Raw genomic sequence first — 17,548 nt, forward strand, 5'->3', positions numbered from 1 at the left:
ATATCAACAGCCGCCCCGATACCGATGAACTTCTAAATAGCAGATCAACTAATACCACTCTTTATTGGGTCATCCGAGACCAATAAAGAGTGGTATTTTTTATGAACGATTTTGAATTTCCTCTGCCACCATATCAAGTATCTACTTGAGGCAGGCGAGTTTAAGCTTGTGAACCAATAAGCACTAAGCATCCTTGGATGGAAGGGGTGAACAAAATGAAGTGAAATATAAAAAAATGGATAAAAATTTAAAAAAAACATATTAGTTCCTTTTTACTATTGTATATGGATTAGATAAATGCAATACTTGAATGGTAGCTGGCCAGCTTAAATATTATGCCCATAGGAGGCTCGGTTGTTGTGAAAAAAAGAATCGCAGTAATTTTATTGTTTATGTTTGCAATGTTCTCCACATTCAGCTCTGTAAGTGCAGCCGATGGAACCGTTCCGCTGTATAGATACTATAACGGTACAGATCACTTTTATACCACTAATTTTGATGAGCTTGGCAACGGTAGAAGTGGTTATGGTCTTGAAGGCATCCAAGGTTACATTTTCCCACAACAGCAACCAGACACATTACCGCTATATAGATACTATAACGGTACAGATCACTTCTATACCACTAATTTTGACGAGCTTGGCAACGGTAGAAGTGGTTATAGCCTTGAAGGCATTCAAGGTTACATTTTCCAGCAACAGCAACCAGACACATTACCGCTATATAGATACTATAACGGTACAGATCACTTCTATACCACTGATTTTAATGAGCTTGGTAATGGAGGGTCCGGTTATTCTTCTGAAGGTATAGCAGGGTATATTCCAAATTGAAACGCTACCTTAGGAATCGAAAGTTCAACGAGTGGTGGCAGATAAACTGCAGATTGAGAGTAAGGTGAAGCATAACATTTCAGCCAATACCGCTGATTTATTGGGTTATCCATGACCAATAAATCAGCGGTATTTTTTTGAACGATTTTTAAATTTCAACTGGATAATTTCATGCTTTACTGTTCGCCTAGGAATTTTGCACGTAAACTTTAGCCAGCTACGAACAGAACTTAAAGTTGTTCGATAAGTATTTACAAGAACAGCATCAGATTGAAGACTGAAGAAAGATCAGTCTGGACACATTCAACAGTACATTAAATATTTGTAGGAATGTGGGGAATATACAGTAGTCAATAAGGTGGAGACTAAGGAGAAGAACTACCTGGAGAATCAATTCAAACTTTAAGAAGAATGTTTCCACAACCACAATTGCAAACTATATTCGGAATATAAAGTGTGTTCTACGAATGTTAATGCTATGCTCTGGTTGCTCGTAGGGCGCTCCATGGCGAGATCTACCAGGGCATAGTTGAGTTAGTTTCATTAATCCAAAAAAACAAATAAGATAAAAAAAATTTTTGTAAATGTAAGTAATTTTGTGACTTTTCATGATTGGCACCTTTAAAAAAGAACGCCAATTGACAGACCGTCTACATAGTAAGTAGAAAAGGATTACTAGCCAACATTGCAAAGTAAACTAAAAAACCAGTCAAAACACAAAAGTGTTGGGACTGGTTTTTCGTTATTATGAAAAATCTCTTTAGTTTGATATAAACAATGCGTCGATCCTTGTCGATATAATATCTACTATAGAGATTAAGGAGCGAATGTATGAAATTTAACATCCGTGCAAAATTGTTATTGGGTTTTCTTGCGGTTATTGCTTTATTGATCATCATTAGTTTAGTATCTATCTCAAAAATGAAGAACTTGGGTGACACTTCGATGGAGATCGATAGCCATTGGATGCCAAGTGTGACTATCCTGGGGACGCTAAATGGCGATATATCTGATGTAGAACGGCTTTCCTTAAATATTATTGTAGAACGCGACCCGGCGGAAGTGGAGAAGGTTCAGGCGGAGTACGATAAGGTTTTGAGTAAGATTGATAGCGAACGGAAAACATATGAAAAATTAATTTCCTCCCCTAAAGAACGTGAAATGTACGAGGACTTCTCCAAAAAATATACAGATTATCTGAATAAGTTGCCTGGGGTGATTGCCGCAGGGAAAGCGAACGATTATGTTCAATCCAGCATTTTACACAAAGAGTCCTATGTGCTATGGTACAGTGCAAACGATATGATTAGTCAGCTTATTAAGCTGAATGCAGATGGCTCAAAACAGACCACGAAAGAAGCCGTTGACAACTTTATCTCAGGCAGACAATTGGTCATTATTTTGAGTATTGCGGCTATTGTATTGGCACTGATTATGGCGATTATTATTGCCCAAATTATTTCTAAACCCATTTTGCGAATCAGTCGTGCTGCTGAAAGCATTGCATCTGGTGATCTTACAGGTGAGACGATCATCGTGAAGGGTAAAGATGAGATTAGCACGTTGGCACATTCCTTTAATACAATGGCTGAAAACCTTCGCCAACTGATTCAATCTGTTAGTAAGACGACTGAAATGGTTACCACATCTTCAGAGGAATTGACGGCCAGTGCAGAGCAAAATAGCCAAGCTTCTGCACAAATAACCGAAACGGTACAAGAAGTAGCTACAGGAACGGGCCAACAGGTGGATATGGTGACCAAATCGTCCCAGGCGATTGAGGAAATGTCCATCGGGGTAGAACAAATTGCCATCCGCGCGCAAAATGTATTTGCATCAGCTCAGGATGCGGCTCACAAATCAGCTGAAGGTAATCAGATGATTCAGCAGGCTGTTACACAGATGAATGCTGTGAATGACTCCATGGATAGCTTGGCTGGTCTTATGGCTGGGTTGGGAGAACGCTCAGATGAAATCGGCAAGATTATTGATGTAATTACCAATATTTCGAGTCAGACCAACCTGCTTGCTTTGAACGCCGCCATTGAAGCGGCTCGTGCAGGAGAGCATGGGCGAGGATTTGCTGTAGTTGCAGGTGAAGTACGCAAGCTGGCTGAACAATCGGCTTATTCTGCTCAACAAATTACGGAGCTTGTGGGCTTGATTCAAAAGGATACTGCACATGCGATTGAGGCGGTAGCTGCCAATGGGCAGGATGTGATGACAGGTCGGGAAGTCGTACAAAATGCAGGTGCATCCTTTGAAATGATTCAAGAAACCGTTAATAAAGTGGCAAGCGAAATTGAAGAGGTATCTGCTGGCTCGGAGCAAATGTCGGCAAGTACCGATGAGATTGTTGGTTTTGTCAAGCAAATTTCGGCCATTGCCGAGGAAGCCGCAGCTGGTACACAGCATGTGTCGGCTGCAACTCAGGAGCAGCTGGCCTCGATGGAGGAAATTGCTTCCTCTGCAAGAAACCTGTCTACAATGGCAGAGGATCTGCAAGGGCAAATTGGCAAATTCAAAGTATAATTCGATTGCTATTATATACAATTGTTTATTTTAGGACCGCTCTATTGTAGAGCGGTTTTTTTCTGCACCCATCCCTCTTTCCTTTATATGGTGATTGTGTTCACTCGATGTTATAATGATAAACGAAGGAATTTATATTTTAATTAATTTTGGAGCAACAAAATACGGTGCTTCAAAAGTTTATATAGCTGTAATCGGTTGACGGAAAAATTCATTGATTTTTATGATCAAGTAAATTAGTGTTTTTTTCTTTATTTTAAAGTAAAGGCGGGGTGAAAACATGTGGAATAGCCTAACTTGGGTGGTCATCGGCGTATTGGTGGTGGCGTTGGGATGGATTGTTATGGCATGGCGTGGTCGTAGCCGCAAAAAACAAGTGAATGAACAGCGTGACAGCAATGTTGTTGAATTTCGCCCTCGTAAGCATGCCCGACAGCCCCGCGTTGGGAACGTATCCAAGTTTAAGGTATTCTCTTCCTCTGGCTCCAACACGACGACAGATGCAACGGGTATACAGGCCCAACCGGGGTTTGGACTGTCTGATCCTATACAGCACAGGGGTAAGCAAAAATGTTCCTTTTGTAGAAAAGAAGACAAATTAACCTTTTATGCCGATGATAATGGCTCCCTCTACGGAGCATGCAAGGAGTGTAGGATTAAGGCAGAAAGACAGGATATGTTGCCACTTTAGTCTATACAGGCGTGGAGAACGAGGACATAGGTAAAATCCCCGACCGTAGTTAACGGTGGGGATTTTTTGGATTGCGTCTGCCTCTTAGCGAAGCTGTCTGTCGATTAATTCCTCCAGCGCATCCGCAATATGATCTGGTCCATAGGATAGCTCTTCCCGGCTTAAGCTCAACCAGGCGTGACGCTCGTCCATATCAAAGGCAGTCTCCAGCCAGCCGGATAATCCTCTGCCTCTACGGTCTACTTCGACAAGCACATGTACGCCTTCGGGTTCCAGCTGCATAATCAGCTCCAGCTCTTCGATATCGCGTGCATATTCCGATCCAGGTGCAAATTCAAATTCCTGCACGTAAGGAACAGCACGTCCCAGCTTGGGATGACGTTCGCAGGTGGAGGAACGGAATCGGAAGCCCAACAGGTGAACCGCCTCAAATACCGTACTCATATAGGGATGCGGCTCGATTTTGAGTGAGTCACGATCAGTCGGGTCCAAAGCCATGTCGATATCTAATGCCGTTTCCAGCCACACACGCTGATTGGCATGAGTGACAGGGGTTTCCAGTGGAAGCTGGAAGGAAAAAGGAATTTCAAGCTCCTGCCCTTGGCTTAAATGAAATCCGTCAGACACCTCGGTCCGTGCGATACAGCAAGTGGTAATCGTTTTTTTATCATCGTGCTCTACGATATATTCGGTTTTGAGCTCGATGTCGATTTTGCCGATTTCCTGATCAATTTTACCGCCTTTGATACGTATGATGCCACTGAGCTCTTCCCCTGGCATGTATACGGTTTGATCTACCAATGTATCGACCTTGGCTGATCCGATTCCTGCACTTGCTAAGATTTTGTTGAAAAAACTCATAAATATGCCTCCCCGATAATCCATAGTCATGTTACAAACGACAAACTATAAGCTTGTGCAGCTTTACCGGATATACGGGCCAATGACTCCATTCGTTCCAAAAAAATGCAAGGAAAAAGTCACTGGTGATCACGTGGCTGGTTGTTGCTTGCCGAGCCTTTTTTCTTGCTAATCGCAGTTCACTTTATGAGGCGGTATAAAGCATTTGCGACAACGCGGCTCATAAGCCTCAGAGTCACCAATCATGACGATGGGCCCTACTGTAGAAGGCTTTCCATTTACCATCCGTTGGGTAAATACCGCCTCTGAGCTGCCGCATACGGCACAAAAAGAAGTCAGCTTTTCGATGTCATCCGCCATGGCAAGCAGGCCCCCAACATAGCCGAACTCCTTGCCCCGGTAATCCAGATTCAAACCATCCGCAATGACGTGTTTGCCACAATAAGCTAACTCCTGTATGAGAGCCATAATATGACGGCTGAAAAACTGGACTTCATCAAAGGCAACCACGTCGGCATCCTTCGTTTCTTCCAATATACGCTGAACGAGCTCGTCTGTGAGTTTTCTTGGAATAGAGATAGCGGGCAGTCGGTATCCGATGCGGCTCACAATTTCGTCCGTGGCATAGCGATTATCTTCAGCGGGTTTGTAAGCGACCACCTTACGGTGCCCGTATTGGATTAGTTTTTGACAGCGGCGAATTAATTCGCCGGATTTTTCACTAAACATGGGGCCTGTAATAATCGTAATTCGTCCTGTAGGCAACGCGAATTCCCCTCTCTGTAACATGCGCATAAACGCTGTGAATCATCATTTTCCGAAAGAAAAGGCCATTATAGATTACCATAATGAGTAGCATACAGACCAGAGAAAATATATTGTTTTTCGACATGTTTGTGGATATTTGTTTGTGAATGTAAATGTGGTCGTCATTGCTCTGCTGCCACGGGCATGATATGGTGAAGTGTAGTGGAAAGAAGGAAGAGGGGACAGGCATGAACCAAAAAGATGCGGATTATAGTGCCAGAAAAAGAACATTACTGGAGCAAGGGCTGATAAGCCCGCAAGCACAGGAGTTGATCTCTGAGCTGGAGACAGAGCTGGAGCTACTACGCAAGCAAAATGAATCATTTCGCAATGCGTTGCGAGCCAAATCAGTTCAAAACCCAAGGATGTCTACCAAATTACGGGATGCGCTGTACGAATAGGCTGTTGAATATTATATGAGAGACTGCTTGGATGAGCTGGCCGGATGGTCTGTAGTGTATGCATACACGCTATATTTTGTGCAAAGAAATAAAGAGAGTACAATAAGATATATAATCAATGTTTAATGGAGGAGAAGCATGACTATACATTGTGATGTGGCTATTTTAGGCGGGGGAACCGGGGGATATGTGGCGGCTATTCGCGCAGCCCAGCTAGGCAAGGAAGTCGTTATTATCGAAAAGGACAAGCTTGGCGGAACCTGTCTGCACCGTGGTTGTATTCCGAGCAAGGCCTTGCTGCGCAGCGCGGAAGTATATGCAACGATTAAGGAAAGCGCGCAATATGGTATCGAGACGTCAGGTGCACAGCTCGTGTTTCCTAAAGTACAAGAGCGTAAGGAAGCCGTTGTAGAGCAACTGCATCAGGGCGTTCAATTTTTGATGCGCAAAAATAAAATCACGGTACTGAGCGGCAAGGGACGCGTGATTGGACCGTCTATATTCTCTCCCAAAAGCGGGGCAGTTGCTGTGGAGCTGGAGGATGGTGAAATGGAAACCATCGTGCCTGCTCAGCTCATTATTGCAACGGGATCACGCCCGCGCGTGCTGCCTGGATTAGAGCCGGATGGCGAATTTATTCTGAGTAGTGACGAAGCGTTAACGATGGAAGCATTGCCGGCATCCTTAATCATCGTAGGTGGAGGTGTCATTGGGGTGGAATGGGCTTCCATGCTGAACGATTTTGGCGTGGAGGTTACAGTAGTTGAGGCAGCCAATCGGCTTATTCCAACCGAGGATGAGGATATTTCGCGTGAAATGCAGCGCCTGTTAATCAAGCGTGGGGTGAAGGTGCTGACGGGCTCGCAGGTACTAGCTGAAACGTATGACAAGGATGAGGAAGGCATACAGATTGACGTGAAAAAAGGGGAAGAAACCGAAACCCTCAGCGCCTCCAAGCTGCTCATTTCGGTGGGACGTCAGGCGAATGTGGAAAATATCGGTCTGGAAAATACGGATATCCGGGTAGAGCGTGGCTTCATCTCGGTTAATGAGCATTTGCAGACTAATGAACCGCATATCTATGCAATCGGGGATTGCATCGGGGGCTTGCAATTGGCGCACGCAGCGAGCCATGAAGGTTTGCAGGCGGTTCATCACCTGGCAGGGGAAGAGTTTCACAGTGTACCGAGCCATCTGATTCCGCGTTGTATCTATACACGTCCTGAGGCAGCGAGTGTCGGCTTGACGGAGCAAGAAGCACGTGAGCGTGGACATCAGGTGAAAACAGGAAAGTTCCCTTTTCAAGCCATCGGGAAGTCGCTCGTGTACGGTAGTCGGGACGGTTTCGTCAAAGTAGTCGCCGACAAGGAAACGAATGATATTCTCGGCGTACATATGATCGGTACGCATGTGACGGATCTTATTAGCGAGGCGGCCCTTGCACAGTTGCTGGATGCTACGCCTTGGGAAGTCGGACAGCTTATTCACCCACATCCGACGTTGTCAGAGATTTTAGGAGAAGCGATGCTGGCGGTGGATGGACAGGCAATCGGCATATAACCATTCAAATAAATCGTGCTTTTCTTTTTGGGGAGAAAAGGATTATAATGAGGTTAGCCAAAGTTTAGTACCAGGTTTTAAGACAAGATGGTACTAGGTGCTGGAAGTAGGATGTTTTGATACTTAAGGAGGTGCCTCAATGAGTTCAAAAGGCGCTGTAGACGCTGGCTTCAGACATGAACAGCTGGGACTTACCAACGGACAAGTTATTGACATGTACAGATATATGCTGCTTGCAAGAAGATTTGATGAGCGCAACATGCTGCTGCAACGAGCAGGTAAAATTAATTTTCACGTTTCCGGTATTGGTCAGGAGGCGGCACAAGTAGGGGCAGCTTTCGGACTGGATCGGGAGAAGGATTATTTTCTTCCGTATTACCGGGATTATGGATTCGTGCTTGCTGTGGGGATGACACCGCGCGAGTTGATGCTGTCGGCATTTGCCAAGGCAGATGATCCGAATAGTGGCGGACGTCAGATGCCGGGTCACTTTGGCAGTAAACGGCTGCGGATTGTGACAGGGTCCAGTCCGGTGACGACGCAGGTTCCGCATGCAGTGGGTGTAGCGCTGGCTGCCAAAATGCAGAAGAAGGATTTTGTATCGTTTGTTACGTTCGGGGAAGGCTCCAGCAATCAGGGGGATTTTCACGAAGGTTGTAACTTTGCAGGTGTACAAAAGCTGCCGGTCATCATTATGTGTGAGAACAATCAATATGCGATATCGGTTCCGATTCATAAGCAGCTGGCGGGCAAGGTGAGCGATCGTGCTTTGGGCTACGGATTCCCTGGAATTCGGGTCGATGGTAATGATGCGTTGGCCGTATATGCAGCTGTGAAGGAAGCGCGCGAACGCGCTGTTCGCGGTGATGGCCCTACGTTGATTGAAGCGATGATGTACCGTCTGTCTCCTCACTCTACCTCGGATAATGATCTGGCTTACCGGACCAAGGAAGAAGTGGATGAGAACTGGACCAAGGACGGCGTAGCTCGGATGAAAAATTACTTGATCGAATGCGGTATTTGGGATGAGGCCAAGGACGCTGATTTGTCCGCTGAGCTGCTGCTCGAAGTCAAGGAAGCGATTGAATATGCAGATCATGCTCCTTTTCCGAAGCCTGAAGATACGCTGCTGCATGTGTATGCCGACAGCGATGGGGAGGGCCGGTAACTATGGCGATTATGGAATATATTGATGCGATTCGCCTGGCTATGAAAGAAGAAATGGAGCAGGATGAAACGGTTTTTGTACTAGGTGAGGATGTCGGTGTGAAGGGTGGCGTCTTCACGACCACCAAGGGCCTTATGGAACAATTCGGTGAGCAGCGTGTCATGGATACGCCACTGGCAGAGTCGGCCATTGCCGGAGTTGCGATTGGTGCAGCCATGTACGGAATGAAGCCGATTGCCGAAATGCAATACTCAGACTTCATGCTTCCGGCGACGAACCAGATTATTAGTGAAGCGGCTAAAATCCGCTATCGCTCTAACAACGATTGGAACTGTCCTGTTGTAATCCGCGCGCCAATCGGCGGGGGTATCTTTGGAGGCTTGTATCACTCGCAGTGTCCGGAATCTATCTTTTTTGGTACACCGGGTCTGAAAATTGTAGCGCCTTATACACCTTATGATGCTAAAGGATTGCTGAAGGCCGCCATTCGTGACCCTGATCCAGTGCTGTTTTTTGAAAACAAAAAATCTTACAAGCTGATTAAGGGTGAAGTGCCTGAGGATGATTATATCGTCCCGATTGGCAAGGCCAATCTATTGCGTGAGGGTGACGATATTACGGTCATCGGGTACAGCCAGCCGCTGCATTTTGTTATGCAGGCCGCTGAGGAACTGGAGAAAGAAGAGGGCATTACTGCACACGTTGTGGATTTGCGCACACTCCAGCCGCTGGACCGCCAGGCTATTATTGATGCTGCACGTCATACCGGTAAGGTACTTATCGTGCATGAGGACAACAAAACGGGCGGCATCGGGGCTGAGGTATCGGCCATTATTAATGAGGAATGTTTATTTGAGCTGGATGCCCCGATTGAGCGTCTGTGCGCTCCGGATGTGCCTGCTATGCCGATCAGTCCACCAATGGAGAAATTTTATATGTTGAACAAGGACAAAGTGAAGGAAGCCATGCGTCGTCTTGCATTGTTTTAAAATGGAGCAGATTGGACGAAAGCATTCCAAAAGTGTAGCGAGGGCAGCGGTAAAACGCGCCCTCCTATGATGTTAAGGAGTTGAAAAAATGCCAGATCAAACACAATGGAACGACGTGACCATGCCTCAATTGGCAGAATCGTTGGTATCGGCGACCATCGCCAAATGGCTGAAAAAACCTGGTGATACGGTGGAGCAGTTTGAACCGATTTGCGAGGTCATTACAGATAAAGTAAACGCGGAAATCCCATCCACATTGGACGGAATTATGGGTGATCTGCTAGCAGAAGAAGGTCAGACGGTAGCGGTAGGTGAGTTGATTTGCCGTATCCAGACCCAATCGTCTGCACCTGCTACATCAGCGACTTCGACTGCACCAGCAGCCCCGAGCAATGCGTATGCACAATCTCAGCAGGGAGCCGCTTCGGATCAATCCATGCGGGGACGGTTTTCCCCAGCGGTACAAACGCTGGCTGCTAAACACAATGTGGACTTAAGTCGAGTACCAGGCACCGGCATGGGGGGACGAATTACTCGCAAGGATGTCCTGAATTATGTGCAGCAGGGCGGTTCCGCACGGGCTGGAGTATCGGAACAGCCTACCGGAACAGCGCAGGGGCAAGGCTCGCCTTTTACTGGTATCCAGCCTTCTGCCGCTCAGCATAGTACACCCATTCAAAATATGGACCCAGCTATTCCGGTGCGCAACAGCGGCATTCATTTAACGGAAGCTCCAAAGGTTCCTATGATCGAGGTTGAGGGTAACAGCAATAACAGATCAGAATATTTTATAGATGTGACGCCTATTCGGAGTGCGATTGCCCGCAATATGCGGCAAAGTGTTTCAGAAATTCCACATGCCTGGACGACGATTGAGGTGGATGTGACCAATCTGGTGATGCTCCGCAACAAGATCAAAAACGAGTTCAAACAAAAAGAAGGGATCAACATTACGTACCTCGCTTTCCTCATGAAAGCAGTCGTGAATGCCATCAAGGAATATCCGATCATGAACTCGGTGTGGGCAGTGGATAAAATTATCATCAAAAGAGATATCAATATTTCGCTGGCTGTCGGTACGGAGGATTCAGTCCTCACCCCTGTCATAAAAAAGGCGGATCAGAAAAACATTGCCGGACTGGCTCGTGAAATTGACGAGTTGGCTCGTAAAACACGGGAAGGAACGCTCAAACTGGACGATATGCAGGGCGGAACGTTCACGGTGAACAACACAGGCTCCTTTGGCTCAATTTTGTCTTATCCGGTGATCAACTATCCGCAGGCTGCGATTCTCACCTTTGAATCCATTGTCAAAAGACCGGTGGTCATTGATGATATGATTGCGGTTCGTTCGATGGCTAATCTGTGCTTATCGCTGGATCATCGCATCTTGGACGGTGTGATTTGCGGACGATTCCTGCAACGAGTCAAAGAAAACCTGGAAGGCTACACCTTGGATACGAAGCTGTACTAATTTCCAGAACAGTTGGGGCATCCGATCAGTTGGGTAAATGGACGGAGAGGAAGTGACAGGCCGTGGACAGACGACCGCTTGAAGTAACCTATATTGATAGGATGGAATATGCTCATGCATGGGATGTTCAGAAGGAAATTGTAGGCAAGCTGGATGCTGGGGAAGCAAGGGAGACACTTATGCTTCTCCAACACCCGCCAACCTACACGATTGGCTCTCAGCGGCATCCTGAGCATTTGCTGCTTACACCCGAGCAGCTGGAGGCTCAGGGAATTAGCGTCTTTCAGATTGACCGCGGAGGAGACATTACATATCATGGGCCGGGGCAGCTTGTCGGATACCCTTTGCTTATGCTCGGTAATCAGGAAGCGCTGAATCTGCACGGTTACCTTCGGAGTTTGGAAGAAGTAATCATTCGATTGCTGGCAGCTCATGGGATAGAGGGGAATCGTAAGCCTGAATACACAGGGGTATGGGTCGGGAATCTTAAAATTGCGGCCATTGGTGTGAAATTTAACAAGTGCAAGCACCGGCGGGGCTTTGTAACCAGTCATGGCTTTGCCTTTAACATCAAATCAGGGATTCAGCATGAGGGGTTTAAAGGTATTGTCCCGTGTGGCATACAGGAATACGGCGTGACTTCATTGGAGGACTGTACACAGCAGACTTTTTCGGTGGAGCAGATTGCGAAGGAAATTGTACCGCACTTCGAACAGCAATTTTCGTTTGCTGCGGAATGGCAAGCGCATCCCTAACTTATAAAGGTAAGGCGGGCTATAACGTGATTTACACGAAAGCCCGCCTGTTTGCTTTCACAGCAGCTTGTCCACTCACAGCCTTTACGGAGCCGTGAAACGGCTGTATAGGTTGAATGTAGTTGGCCATTATAACGGCATAATAAATGGTTCAATGACCATAAATAGTGTAGAGCCAATCATAGCGGCAAGCATAACGTAGACGAAAAAACGAACCCATTTTTTGTTCGACATGTGTAACTCCTTTAGTAAAGGTTTAAGTCATAAATAAGACCATCTATTCGTATTGTAGCGTAATCGGGAAAGAGAGGAAAGTTTAATGAAAGCTAAAGCAGTGAGAGACCGAATCGTACAGGAATTTATGGAACTCGTACAGGTGGATAGCGAAACGAAGTATGAGCAGGAAATAGCACGTGTTTTGAAAGGAAAATTCAATGCGCTTGGGCTGGAGGTAACGGAAGACGATTCCCGTGAAAGAACAGGACATGGCTCAGGCAACCTGATTGTCACCTGGAAAGCAGAAGGTGTGGAGAAAGCGCCTAAATTGTTTTTTACCTGCCACATGGATACCGTTACCCCGGGCAAAGGCATTAAGCCACAGCTGGGTGAAGATGGCTGGATTCGTAGTGACGGTTCAACGATTCTGGGATCGGACGACAAGGCGGGAATTGCTGCATTGTTTGAGGCAATTCGCGTCGTGCGCGAGCAGAATATTCCCCATGGTCAAATTCAGTTCGTCATTACCGCTGGAGAGGAATCCGGTTTGATGGGTGCGCGAGCGATGAAGCCGGAAGTGCTGGATTCGGACTTTGGGTATGCATTGGATTCCAATGGGGAAGTAGGTTCCATTTGTATAGCTGCACCTACGCAGGCACGTATTGAAATGAAGATTACAGGGAAATCCGCTCATGCAGGTGTGAATCCTGAAGATGGCATTAGTGCCATTCAAGTCGCATCCAAGGCGATTTCCAATATGAAACTGGGCCGAATTGATAAAGAAACCACTGCAAACATCGGGAGCTTCGAGGGCGGTGGGGCAACGAATGTTGTATGCGATTTTGTACTTATTCGTGCAGAGGCGCGCAGTATTGTGCAGGAGAAGGTTAATCATCAAATCCAGCATATGCGTGAAGCATTGGAAACTACAGCGCGTGATTTTGGCGCACAGGGTGAGTTCCGCAGCGAGGTCATCTATCCGGCATTCAGCTTTACGGAGCATGATGAGGTTGTACAGGTGGCGCAGCGTGCAATTCAAGGACTGGGATTGGCAACGTCGACCTTCCATTCCGGTGGTGGCTCAGATGCCAATGTATTCAACGGACTGGGCATTCCAACGGTGAATTTGGCTGTGGGTTACCAGAACATTCATACAACAGAGGAAAAAATCAAGGCTGATGACCTGGTAAAGGTTGCTGAAGTAGTTGTAGCTCTCATTCAGGAGACTACGAAATAAAACTTGTATCTTATACACAAAGAGGTTCAGACTAAAGACAGGAATATCGTTCCTTTGTCTTTAGACCTGAACCTTTTTTGGAACGGTCAGTGAAGCAATGGTGGCTGAGGGACCGTGTTCCTTTTGCCATTGACGCAAGAGGGCTTGAATCTGCCAGGCTTTACCGACGATATGGAGGGTAGTTTCAGTACGGTAGCTTTTCATCTCAGCATCTCCTTATCACAGGAAGTTTGTTATACCACCAGCATATGTCCGAAGTGGACAAGTTAGACTATCGTTGGCGATAATGAATAACGAAAGATAGATGATGAAGAAGGAGACATATCTGATGAACGACCAAGTAAATCATCAAACGAACGATTTGCATCGCAAGCCCTATTCGAATCCTGCATTAGAGGAAAAAACGGTGTCCACGCAGCCGATTTTTGAAGGAAAGGTCATTACGTTACAGGTGGACACGGTAGAGCTGCCCGACGGCTCCACTGGAAAGCGTGAAATCGTGAAGCATCCGGGTGCGGTGGCTGTATTGGCGCTGCATCAAGGGAAGATGCTGGTCGTGGATCAGTACAGACAGGCTATGGGGCGCTGTGAGATGGAAATCCCAGCAGGTAAGCTGGAACGAGGCGAAGATCCGATGGAAGCGGCGAGACGTGAGCTGAGAGAAGAGACAGGTTACAAAGCCAAGTCGTTAAAGCTACTGCATTCCTTTTATACTTCCCCCGGCTTTGCGGATGAAATCATTTATCTATATGTGGCCGATGATCTGGAGTTAGGGGAAATGGAGCCAGATGAGGATGAATTTCTGGAGCTGTTTGAGGTGACGCTAGAAGAAGCACAGGCGTTCATTCGAGAAGGACGGATTAGTGACGCGAAAACGATTTTGGCTGTCTATGCATGGCAGCTCCAACAACATACAGGGAGCTTTTAAGAAATATGAACGGAAATAAGGTAGAACTTACAGATTATTTCGCTGACCTCCATATTCATATTGGCAGAACAGAGAAGGGAGATCCGGTCAAAATCAGTGGCAGCCGCAATCTCACCTTCGCTAATATCGCCAAGGAAGCCTCAGCTCGCAAGGGGATCGGACTGATCGGGATCATTGACTGCCACGCACCGAATGTTCAGGAAGATATTCGAACCTATTTGCATACGGGGGAAATGACGGAAATCAGCGGCGGCGGCATTGCATACCGTGATACGGTGGTTCTTCTAGGCACGGAGCTGGAAATTCGAGCCGAAGGACGTCCTGAAGCGCACGTACTGGCCTATTTTCCTAATCTGGCGGTGATGGAGGATTTTACGCAATGGATGGCCCGACATATGAAAAATGTCAATCTCAGCTCACAACGTATCTACGCACCACCACGCGAATTGCAGCAGCAAATATACGGGCGTGGAGGTATTATGGTGTCTGCGCATGTGTTTACCCCTCATAAGGGCATTTACGGCAGCTCTGCGGCCCGAATGGAAGAACTGCTCGATATGGAGCTCATCAGTGGAGTGGAGCTGGGGCTAAGCGCAGATTCATCCATGGCTGGAATGATCTCGGAGCTGGATCGTTTCAGTTTTCTTACCAATTCCGATGCCCATTCACTTGGAAAAATTGGACGGGAATACAACAAATTATCGCTCACGCAGCCGTGCTTTGATGAATTCAGAATGGCTTTGGAGCGGCGAGAAGGACGAAAGGTGTGTGCCAACTACGGATTAAACCCCAAGCTGGGCAAATACCACCGTTCTTACTGTCCAAGCTGCGGTACGATTATTGACGAGCAACAGATGGTGGACGAACGTTGTCCTGATTGTGGTCACCCCAAGCTGGTGCGGGGCGTACTGGATCGAATATGGAGCATTGCCGACCGTGAACAGCCTGTGATTCCCTCACATCGTCCGCCGTACATTTATCAGATTCCGCTGGAATTTATCCCTGGTCTGGGCAAAGCCAAGCTGAACCATCTGCTGACCGCGTTTGGAACGGAAATGAATATCTTGCATAAGGTCGATCAGGGAGAACTGGCGGCAGTTGTTGGGGACGAATTGGCGGAGCAAATCATACTGTCCCGTGAGGGACGGCTCTCTCTCGTGTCCGGCGGTGGCGGAACATACGGCAAAATAGCCAAGTCCTAGTTAAGTCATGTCCTGATAAAGTCATATCAGCATCTGCTTGTTCATAACCATAATATAACCTTAAAAATAATTATCCCGCCGCTGGCTTGGCACATCTTTTGTGAATCTTCACTGTCTCCAATCTTGGCCAACAGCCGTCGGATTCCAGTTGTTTTTTGGACAAACAAGCAGATGAAAGGGGCAGGACGCCGATGCAATGGTTTCGTCATACGTTAAAGGATCAGACGCCGTATTATGTTTTTTTGGCTGTGCTGTTTCTGGTGGGAGTTGTTTTTGGTGCACTGATGGTAAATGCACTCTCGCTGGAGCAGCTACAGGATTTGTCGCGCTACCTGAAGGACTTTTTTGCGACGGTCAATCAAAATGAGCAGGGCTTTGCTGATCCGCAGGCGGCCTCAACCTTTTGGGATAGCGTGTCCTTGCATTTGAAATGGGTCGGGTTAATTTGGGTGTGCGGCCTTTCAGTCATCGGTCTTCCCGGTATTCTCGTGCTGAACTTTCTCAAGGGTGTGCTTATCGGATTTTCAGTGGGCTATTTGGTAGGGCAATATTCGTGGAAAGGGCTGTTATTTTCTCTCGTCTCGGTAGCTCCTCATAACCTGCTCGTGATTCCGGTGCTGCTTGTGTGTAGTGTAGCTGCGATGACCTTTTCCATTCATATGATCAAAACTAAAATACTTGCTACCCGTCCGTCTGACGGAATGTTGCGTCCTTTGCTGTCTTACGCAGGACTGACGGCTGTAATGATGCTGCTTCTCGTCGGCAGCGCGTCCTTTGAAACTTGGATCACCCCGGTTATGATGCAATGGGTCACTCCCATGCTGACGGCTTCCCTACCGTCTTGACCTGTTTCAAAATGTTTGACTTTATTTGTATACACCCCCTATAATAATAGGAGTGAAAAAAGTGCAGTAGGCAGTAGCTTTACAGGGGGAGGGAGACACATGGAAGCACGGATCGATAAAATTAAGCAGCAGCTGCAATCCCAGGGCTACAAACTAACGCCTCAGCGGGAAGCCACCGTTAGAGTTTTACTTGAGAACGAAGATGATCATCTGAGTGCGGAAGATGTATTTATGCTCGTCAAAGAGAAAGCTCCCGAAATCGGTCTGGCAACCGTATACCGTACCCTAGAACTGCTAAGTGAACTGCATGTCGTGGAGAAAATTAATTTTGGTGATGGCGTGGCACGTTATGATTTGCGTGGCGATACGACCAAACATCACCATCACCATTTGATATGTGTGCAGTGCGGCAGTGTAGATGAAATACTGGAAGATTGGCTTGGGCCTTTGGAAGAGCGGCTGGAACGGGAATATAATTTTACCGTAGTAGACCATCGTTTGGACTTCCACGGTATTTGTTATCGTTGTAAGGCGAAGAACGATACGACCGCTCAAAAGTCTTTGGGCAAAACCAAGAAAAACAAATCTCAGGATTAATAAGCTGACAACCCAAGCTCTCACCGACGAAGACGCGTTCGGGAGAGTTTTTTTGGTTTGGGATGAGCTACACGGGACCAAGCGGTATAAAAAGGAATAGCTTGTCATATCCTTCCCTAGAGAGCCTGAATAGGTTCTATATTCTGGGAAAAGGCGGCTGATCCACATGGTAATATCCTTGCGAAAAGGACTAAAATGGCTGCGGTTGGTCATATTGTTTGGGGCTTTGGCATGTATGTTCTTTTATAGCCTCAGATTGTTTACGGATTGGATATCACCTGTAGATCATTACCGGATACCAGAAGGACATGCAGTTAAGGTATTTGGCGGACAGGAATTGTCTGAGGGAACTGAGCATCAAATGGTGTTGTTGGAGCGTTTACGTTTCTTTTACTGGTATGGGGAATAGCTATGAATAAGCTGTAGGTAGGACAAGGAGACTTTTAGTATTC

At 46.7% G+C, this 17,548-nt stretch carries 19 protein-coding genes; 15 read left to right on the forward strand and 4 right to left on the reverse strand.

Going from position 1 to position 17,548, the window contains the following annotated elements; genetic code table 11:
* Nucleotides 1-359: 359 nt before the first annotated feature.
* The 3 genes from LCF57_RS00765 (at nt 360) to LCF57_RS00775 (ending at nt 4,056) form a co-directional block, all read left to right on the forward strand.
* Entirely contained in the window at nt 360-833 is a 474-nt protein-coding gene (locus LCF57_RS00765) for a hypothetical protein (protein ID WP_225999013.1), read from the forward strand.
* An 831-nt stretch (nt 834-1,664) separates the two neighbouring features.
* Entirely contained in the window at nt 1,665-3,365 is a 1,701-nt protein-coding gene (locus tag LCF57_RS00770; RefSeq protein WP_225999014.1) for a methyl-accepting chemotaxis protein, read from the forward strand.
* A 280-nt stretch (nt 3,366-3,645) separates the two neighbouring features.
* Nucleotides 3,646-4,056: a hypothetical protein gene (locus LCF57_RS00775; protein ID WP_225999015.1), complete on the forward strand. Its 411-nt coding sequence runs from the start codon at nt 3,646-3,648 to the stop codon at nt 4,054-4,056.
* Nucleotides 4,057-4,140: 84 nt separating this feature from the next.
* Here LCF57_RS00775 and LCF57_RS00780 read toward each other — a convergent pair whose 3' ends face one another.
* Together LCF57_RS00780 and LCF57_RS00785 are read right to left on the reverse strand one after the other, a co-directional pair.
* Nucleotides 4,141-4,917, reverse strand: a complete 777-nt coding sequence (locus LCF57_RS00780) for a sporulation protein (protein ID WP_225999016.1) — start codon at nt 4,915-4,917, stop codon at nt 4,141-4,143.
* A gap of 168 nt (nt 4,918-5,085) precedes the next feature.
* Nucleotides 5,086-5,682: a thymidine kinase gene (locus tag LCF57_RS00785; RefSeq protein ID WP_025721083.1), complete on the reverse strand. Its 597-nt coding sequence runs from the start codon at nt 5,680-5,682 to the stop codon at nt 5,086-5,088.
* Between the two features lie 230 nt (nt 5,683-5,912).
* Between LCF57_RS00785 and LCF57_RS00790 the strand changes: the two genes are divergently transcribed.
* From LCF57_RS00790 to lipB, 6 genes are all read left to right on the forward strand, one after another.
* Complete coding sequence (locus LCF57_RS00790) at nt 5,913-6,125, forward strand: hypothetical protein (protein WP_225999017.1); 213 nt, start codon at nt 5,913-5,915, stop codon at nt 6,123-6,125.
* Between the two features lie 138 nt (nt 6,126-6,263).
* Nucleotides 6,264-7,685 carry a dihydrolipoyl dehydrogenase gene (gene lpdA, locus LCF57_RS00795; RefSeq protein ID WP_225999018.1) on the forward strand — a complete coding sequence of 474 codons (1,422 nt, stop codon included), beginning with the start codon at nt 6,264-6,266 and terminating at the stop codon, nt 7,683-7,685.
* Between the two features lie 139 nt (nt 7,686-7,824).
* Complete coding sequence (locus tag LCF57_RS00800; RefSeq protein ID WP_225999019.1) at nt 7,825-8,853, forward strand: thiamine pyrophosphate-dependent dehydrogenase E1 component subunit alpha; 1,029 nt, start codon at nt 7,825-7,827, stop codon at nt 8,851-8,853.
* 2 nt (nt 8,854-8,855) lie between these two features.
* Nucleotides 8,856-9,842, forward strand: coding sequence for an alpha-ketoacid dehydrogenase subunit beta (locus LCF57_RS00805; RefSeq protein WP_225999020.1), 987 nt, complete (start codon nt 8,856-8,858; stop codon nt 9,840-9,842).
* 88 nt (nt 9,843-9,930) lie between these two features.
* Nucleotides 9,931-11,316, forward strand: a complete 1,386-nt coding sequence (locus LCF57_RS00810; RefSeq protein ID WP_225999021.1) for a dihydrolipoamide acetyltransferase family protein — start codon at nt 9,931-9,933, stop codon at nt 11,314-11,316.
* Between the two features lie 62 nt (nt 11,317-11,378).
* Nucleotides 11,379-12,071, forward strand: coding sequence for a lipoyl(octanoyl) transferase LipB (gene lipB / locus LCF57_RS00815; protein WP_152382058.1), 693 nt, complete (start codon nt 11,379-11,381; stop codon nt 12,069-12,071).
* A 129-nt stretch (nt 12,072-12,200) separates the two neighbouring features.
* On the opposite strand, the gene prli42 is transcribed toward lipB, so the two are convergent.
* Complete coding sequence (prli42, locus tag LCF57_RS00820) at nt 12,201-12,305, reverse strand: stressosome-associated protein Prli42 (RefSeq protein ID WP_016822268.1); 105 nt, start codon at nt 12,303-12,305, stop codon at nt 12,201-12,203.
* A gap of 85 nt (nt 12,306-12,390) precedes the next feature.
* On the opposite strand from prli42, the gene LCF57_RS00825 reads away from it, so the two are divergent.
* Complete coding sequence (locus tag LCF57_RS00825) at nt 12,391-13,524, forward strand: tripeptidase T (protein ID WP_225999022.1); 1,134 nt, start codon at nt 12,391-12,393, stop codon at nt 13,522-13,524.
* Nucleotides 13,525-13,584: 60 nt separating this feature from the next.
* On the opposite strand, the gene mciZ is transcribed toward LCF57_RS00825, so the two are convergent.
* A complete protein-coding gene (gene mciZ / locus LCF57_RS00830; protein ID WP_007430898.1) occupies nt 13,585-13,728 on the reverse strand; it encodes a Z-ring formation inhibitor MciZ in 144 nt (47 codons plus the stop codon).
* Nucleotides 13,729-13,852: 124 nt separating this feature from the next.
* On the opposite strand from mciZ, the gene LCF57_RS00835 reads away from it, so the two are divergent.
* The 5 genes from LCF57_RS00835 to LCF57_RS00855 all read left to right on the forward strand — a co-directional run bounded on the left by LCF57_RS00835 (nt 13,853) and on the right by LCF57_RS00855 (nt 17,505).
* Nucleotides 13,853-14,452, forward strand: a complete 600-nt coding sequence (locus LCF57_RS00835; RefSeq protein ID WP_225999023.1) for an NUDIX hydrolase — start codon at nt 13,853-13,855, stop codon at nt 14,450-14,452.
* Between the two features lie 5 nt (nt 14,453-14,457).
* Nucleotides 14,458-15,654 carry an endonuclease Q family protein gene (locus LCF57_RS00840; RefSeq protein WP_225999024.1) on the forward strand — a complete coding sequence of 399 codons (1,197 nt, stop codon included), beginning with the start codon at nt 14,458-14,460 and terminating at the stop codon, nt 15,652-15,654.
* Nucleotides 15,655-15,845: 191 nt separating this feature from the next.
* A complete protein-coding gene (spoIIM, locus tag LCF57_RS00845; RefSeq protein ID WP_225999025.1) occupies nt 15,846-16,499 on the forward strand; it encodes a stage II sporulation protein M in 654 nt (217 codons plus the stop codon).
* 99 nt (nt 16,500-16,598) lie between these two features.
* Nucleotides 16,599-17,096 carry a Fur family transcriptional regulator gene (locus LCF57_RS00850; RefSeq protein ID WP_225999026.1) on the forward strand — a complete coding sequence of 166 codons (498 nt, stop codon included), beginning with the start codon at nt 16,599-16,601 and terminating at the stop codon, nt 17,094-17,096.
* 166 nt (nt 17,097-17,262) lie between these two features.
* On the forward strand, nt 17,263-17,505 hold the full coding sequence (locus LCF57_RS00855) for a YqzK family protein (protein ID WP_225999027.1): 243 nt from the start codon (nt 17,263-17,265) through the stop codon (nt 17,503-17,505).
* Nucleotides 17,506-17,548: the final 43 nt, after the last annotated feature.

Origin of the sequence: Paenibacillus sp. BJ-4 (assembly GCF_020404765.1) — a bacterium.
Taxonomy (GTDB): Bacteria; Bacillota; Bacilli; order Paenibacillales; family Paenibacillaceae; genus Paenibacillus.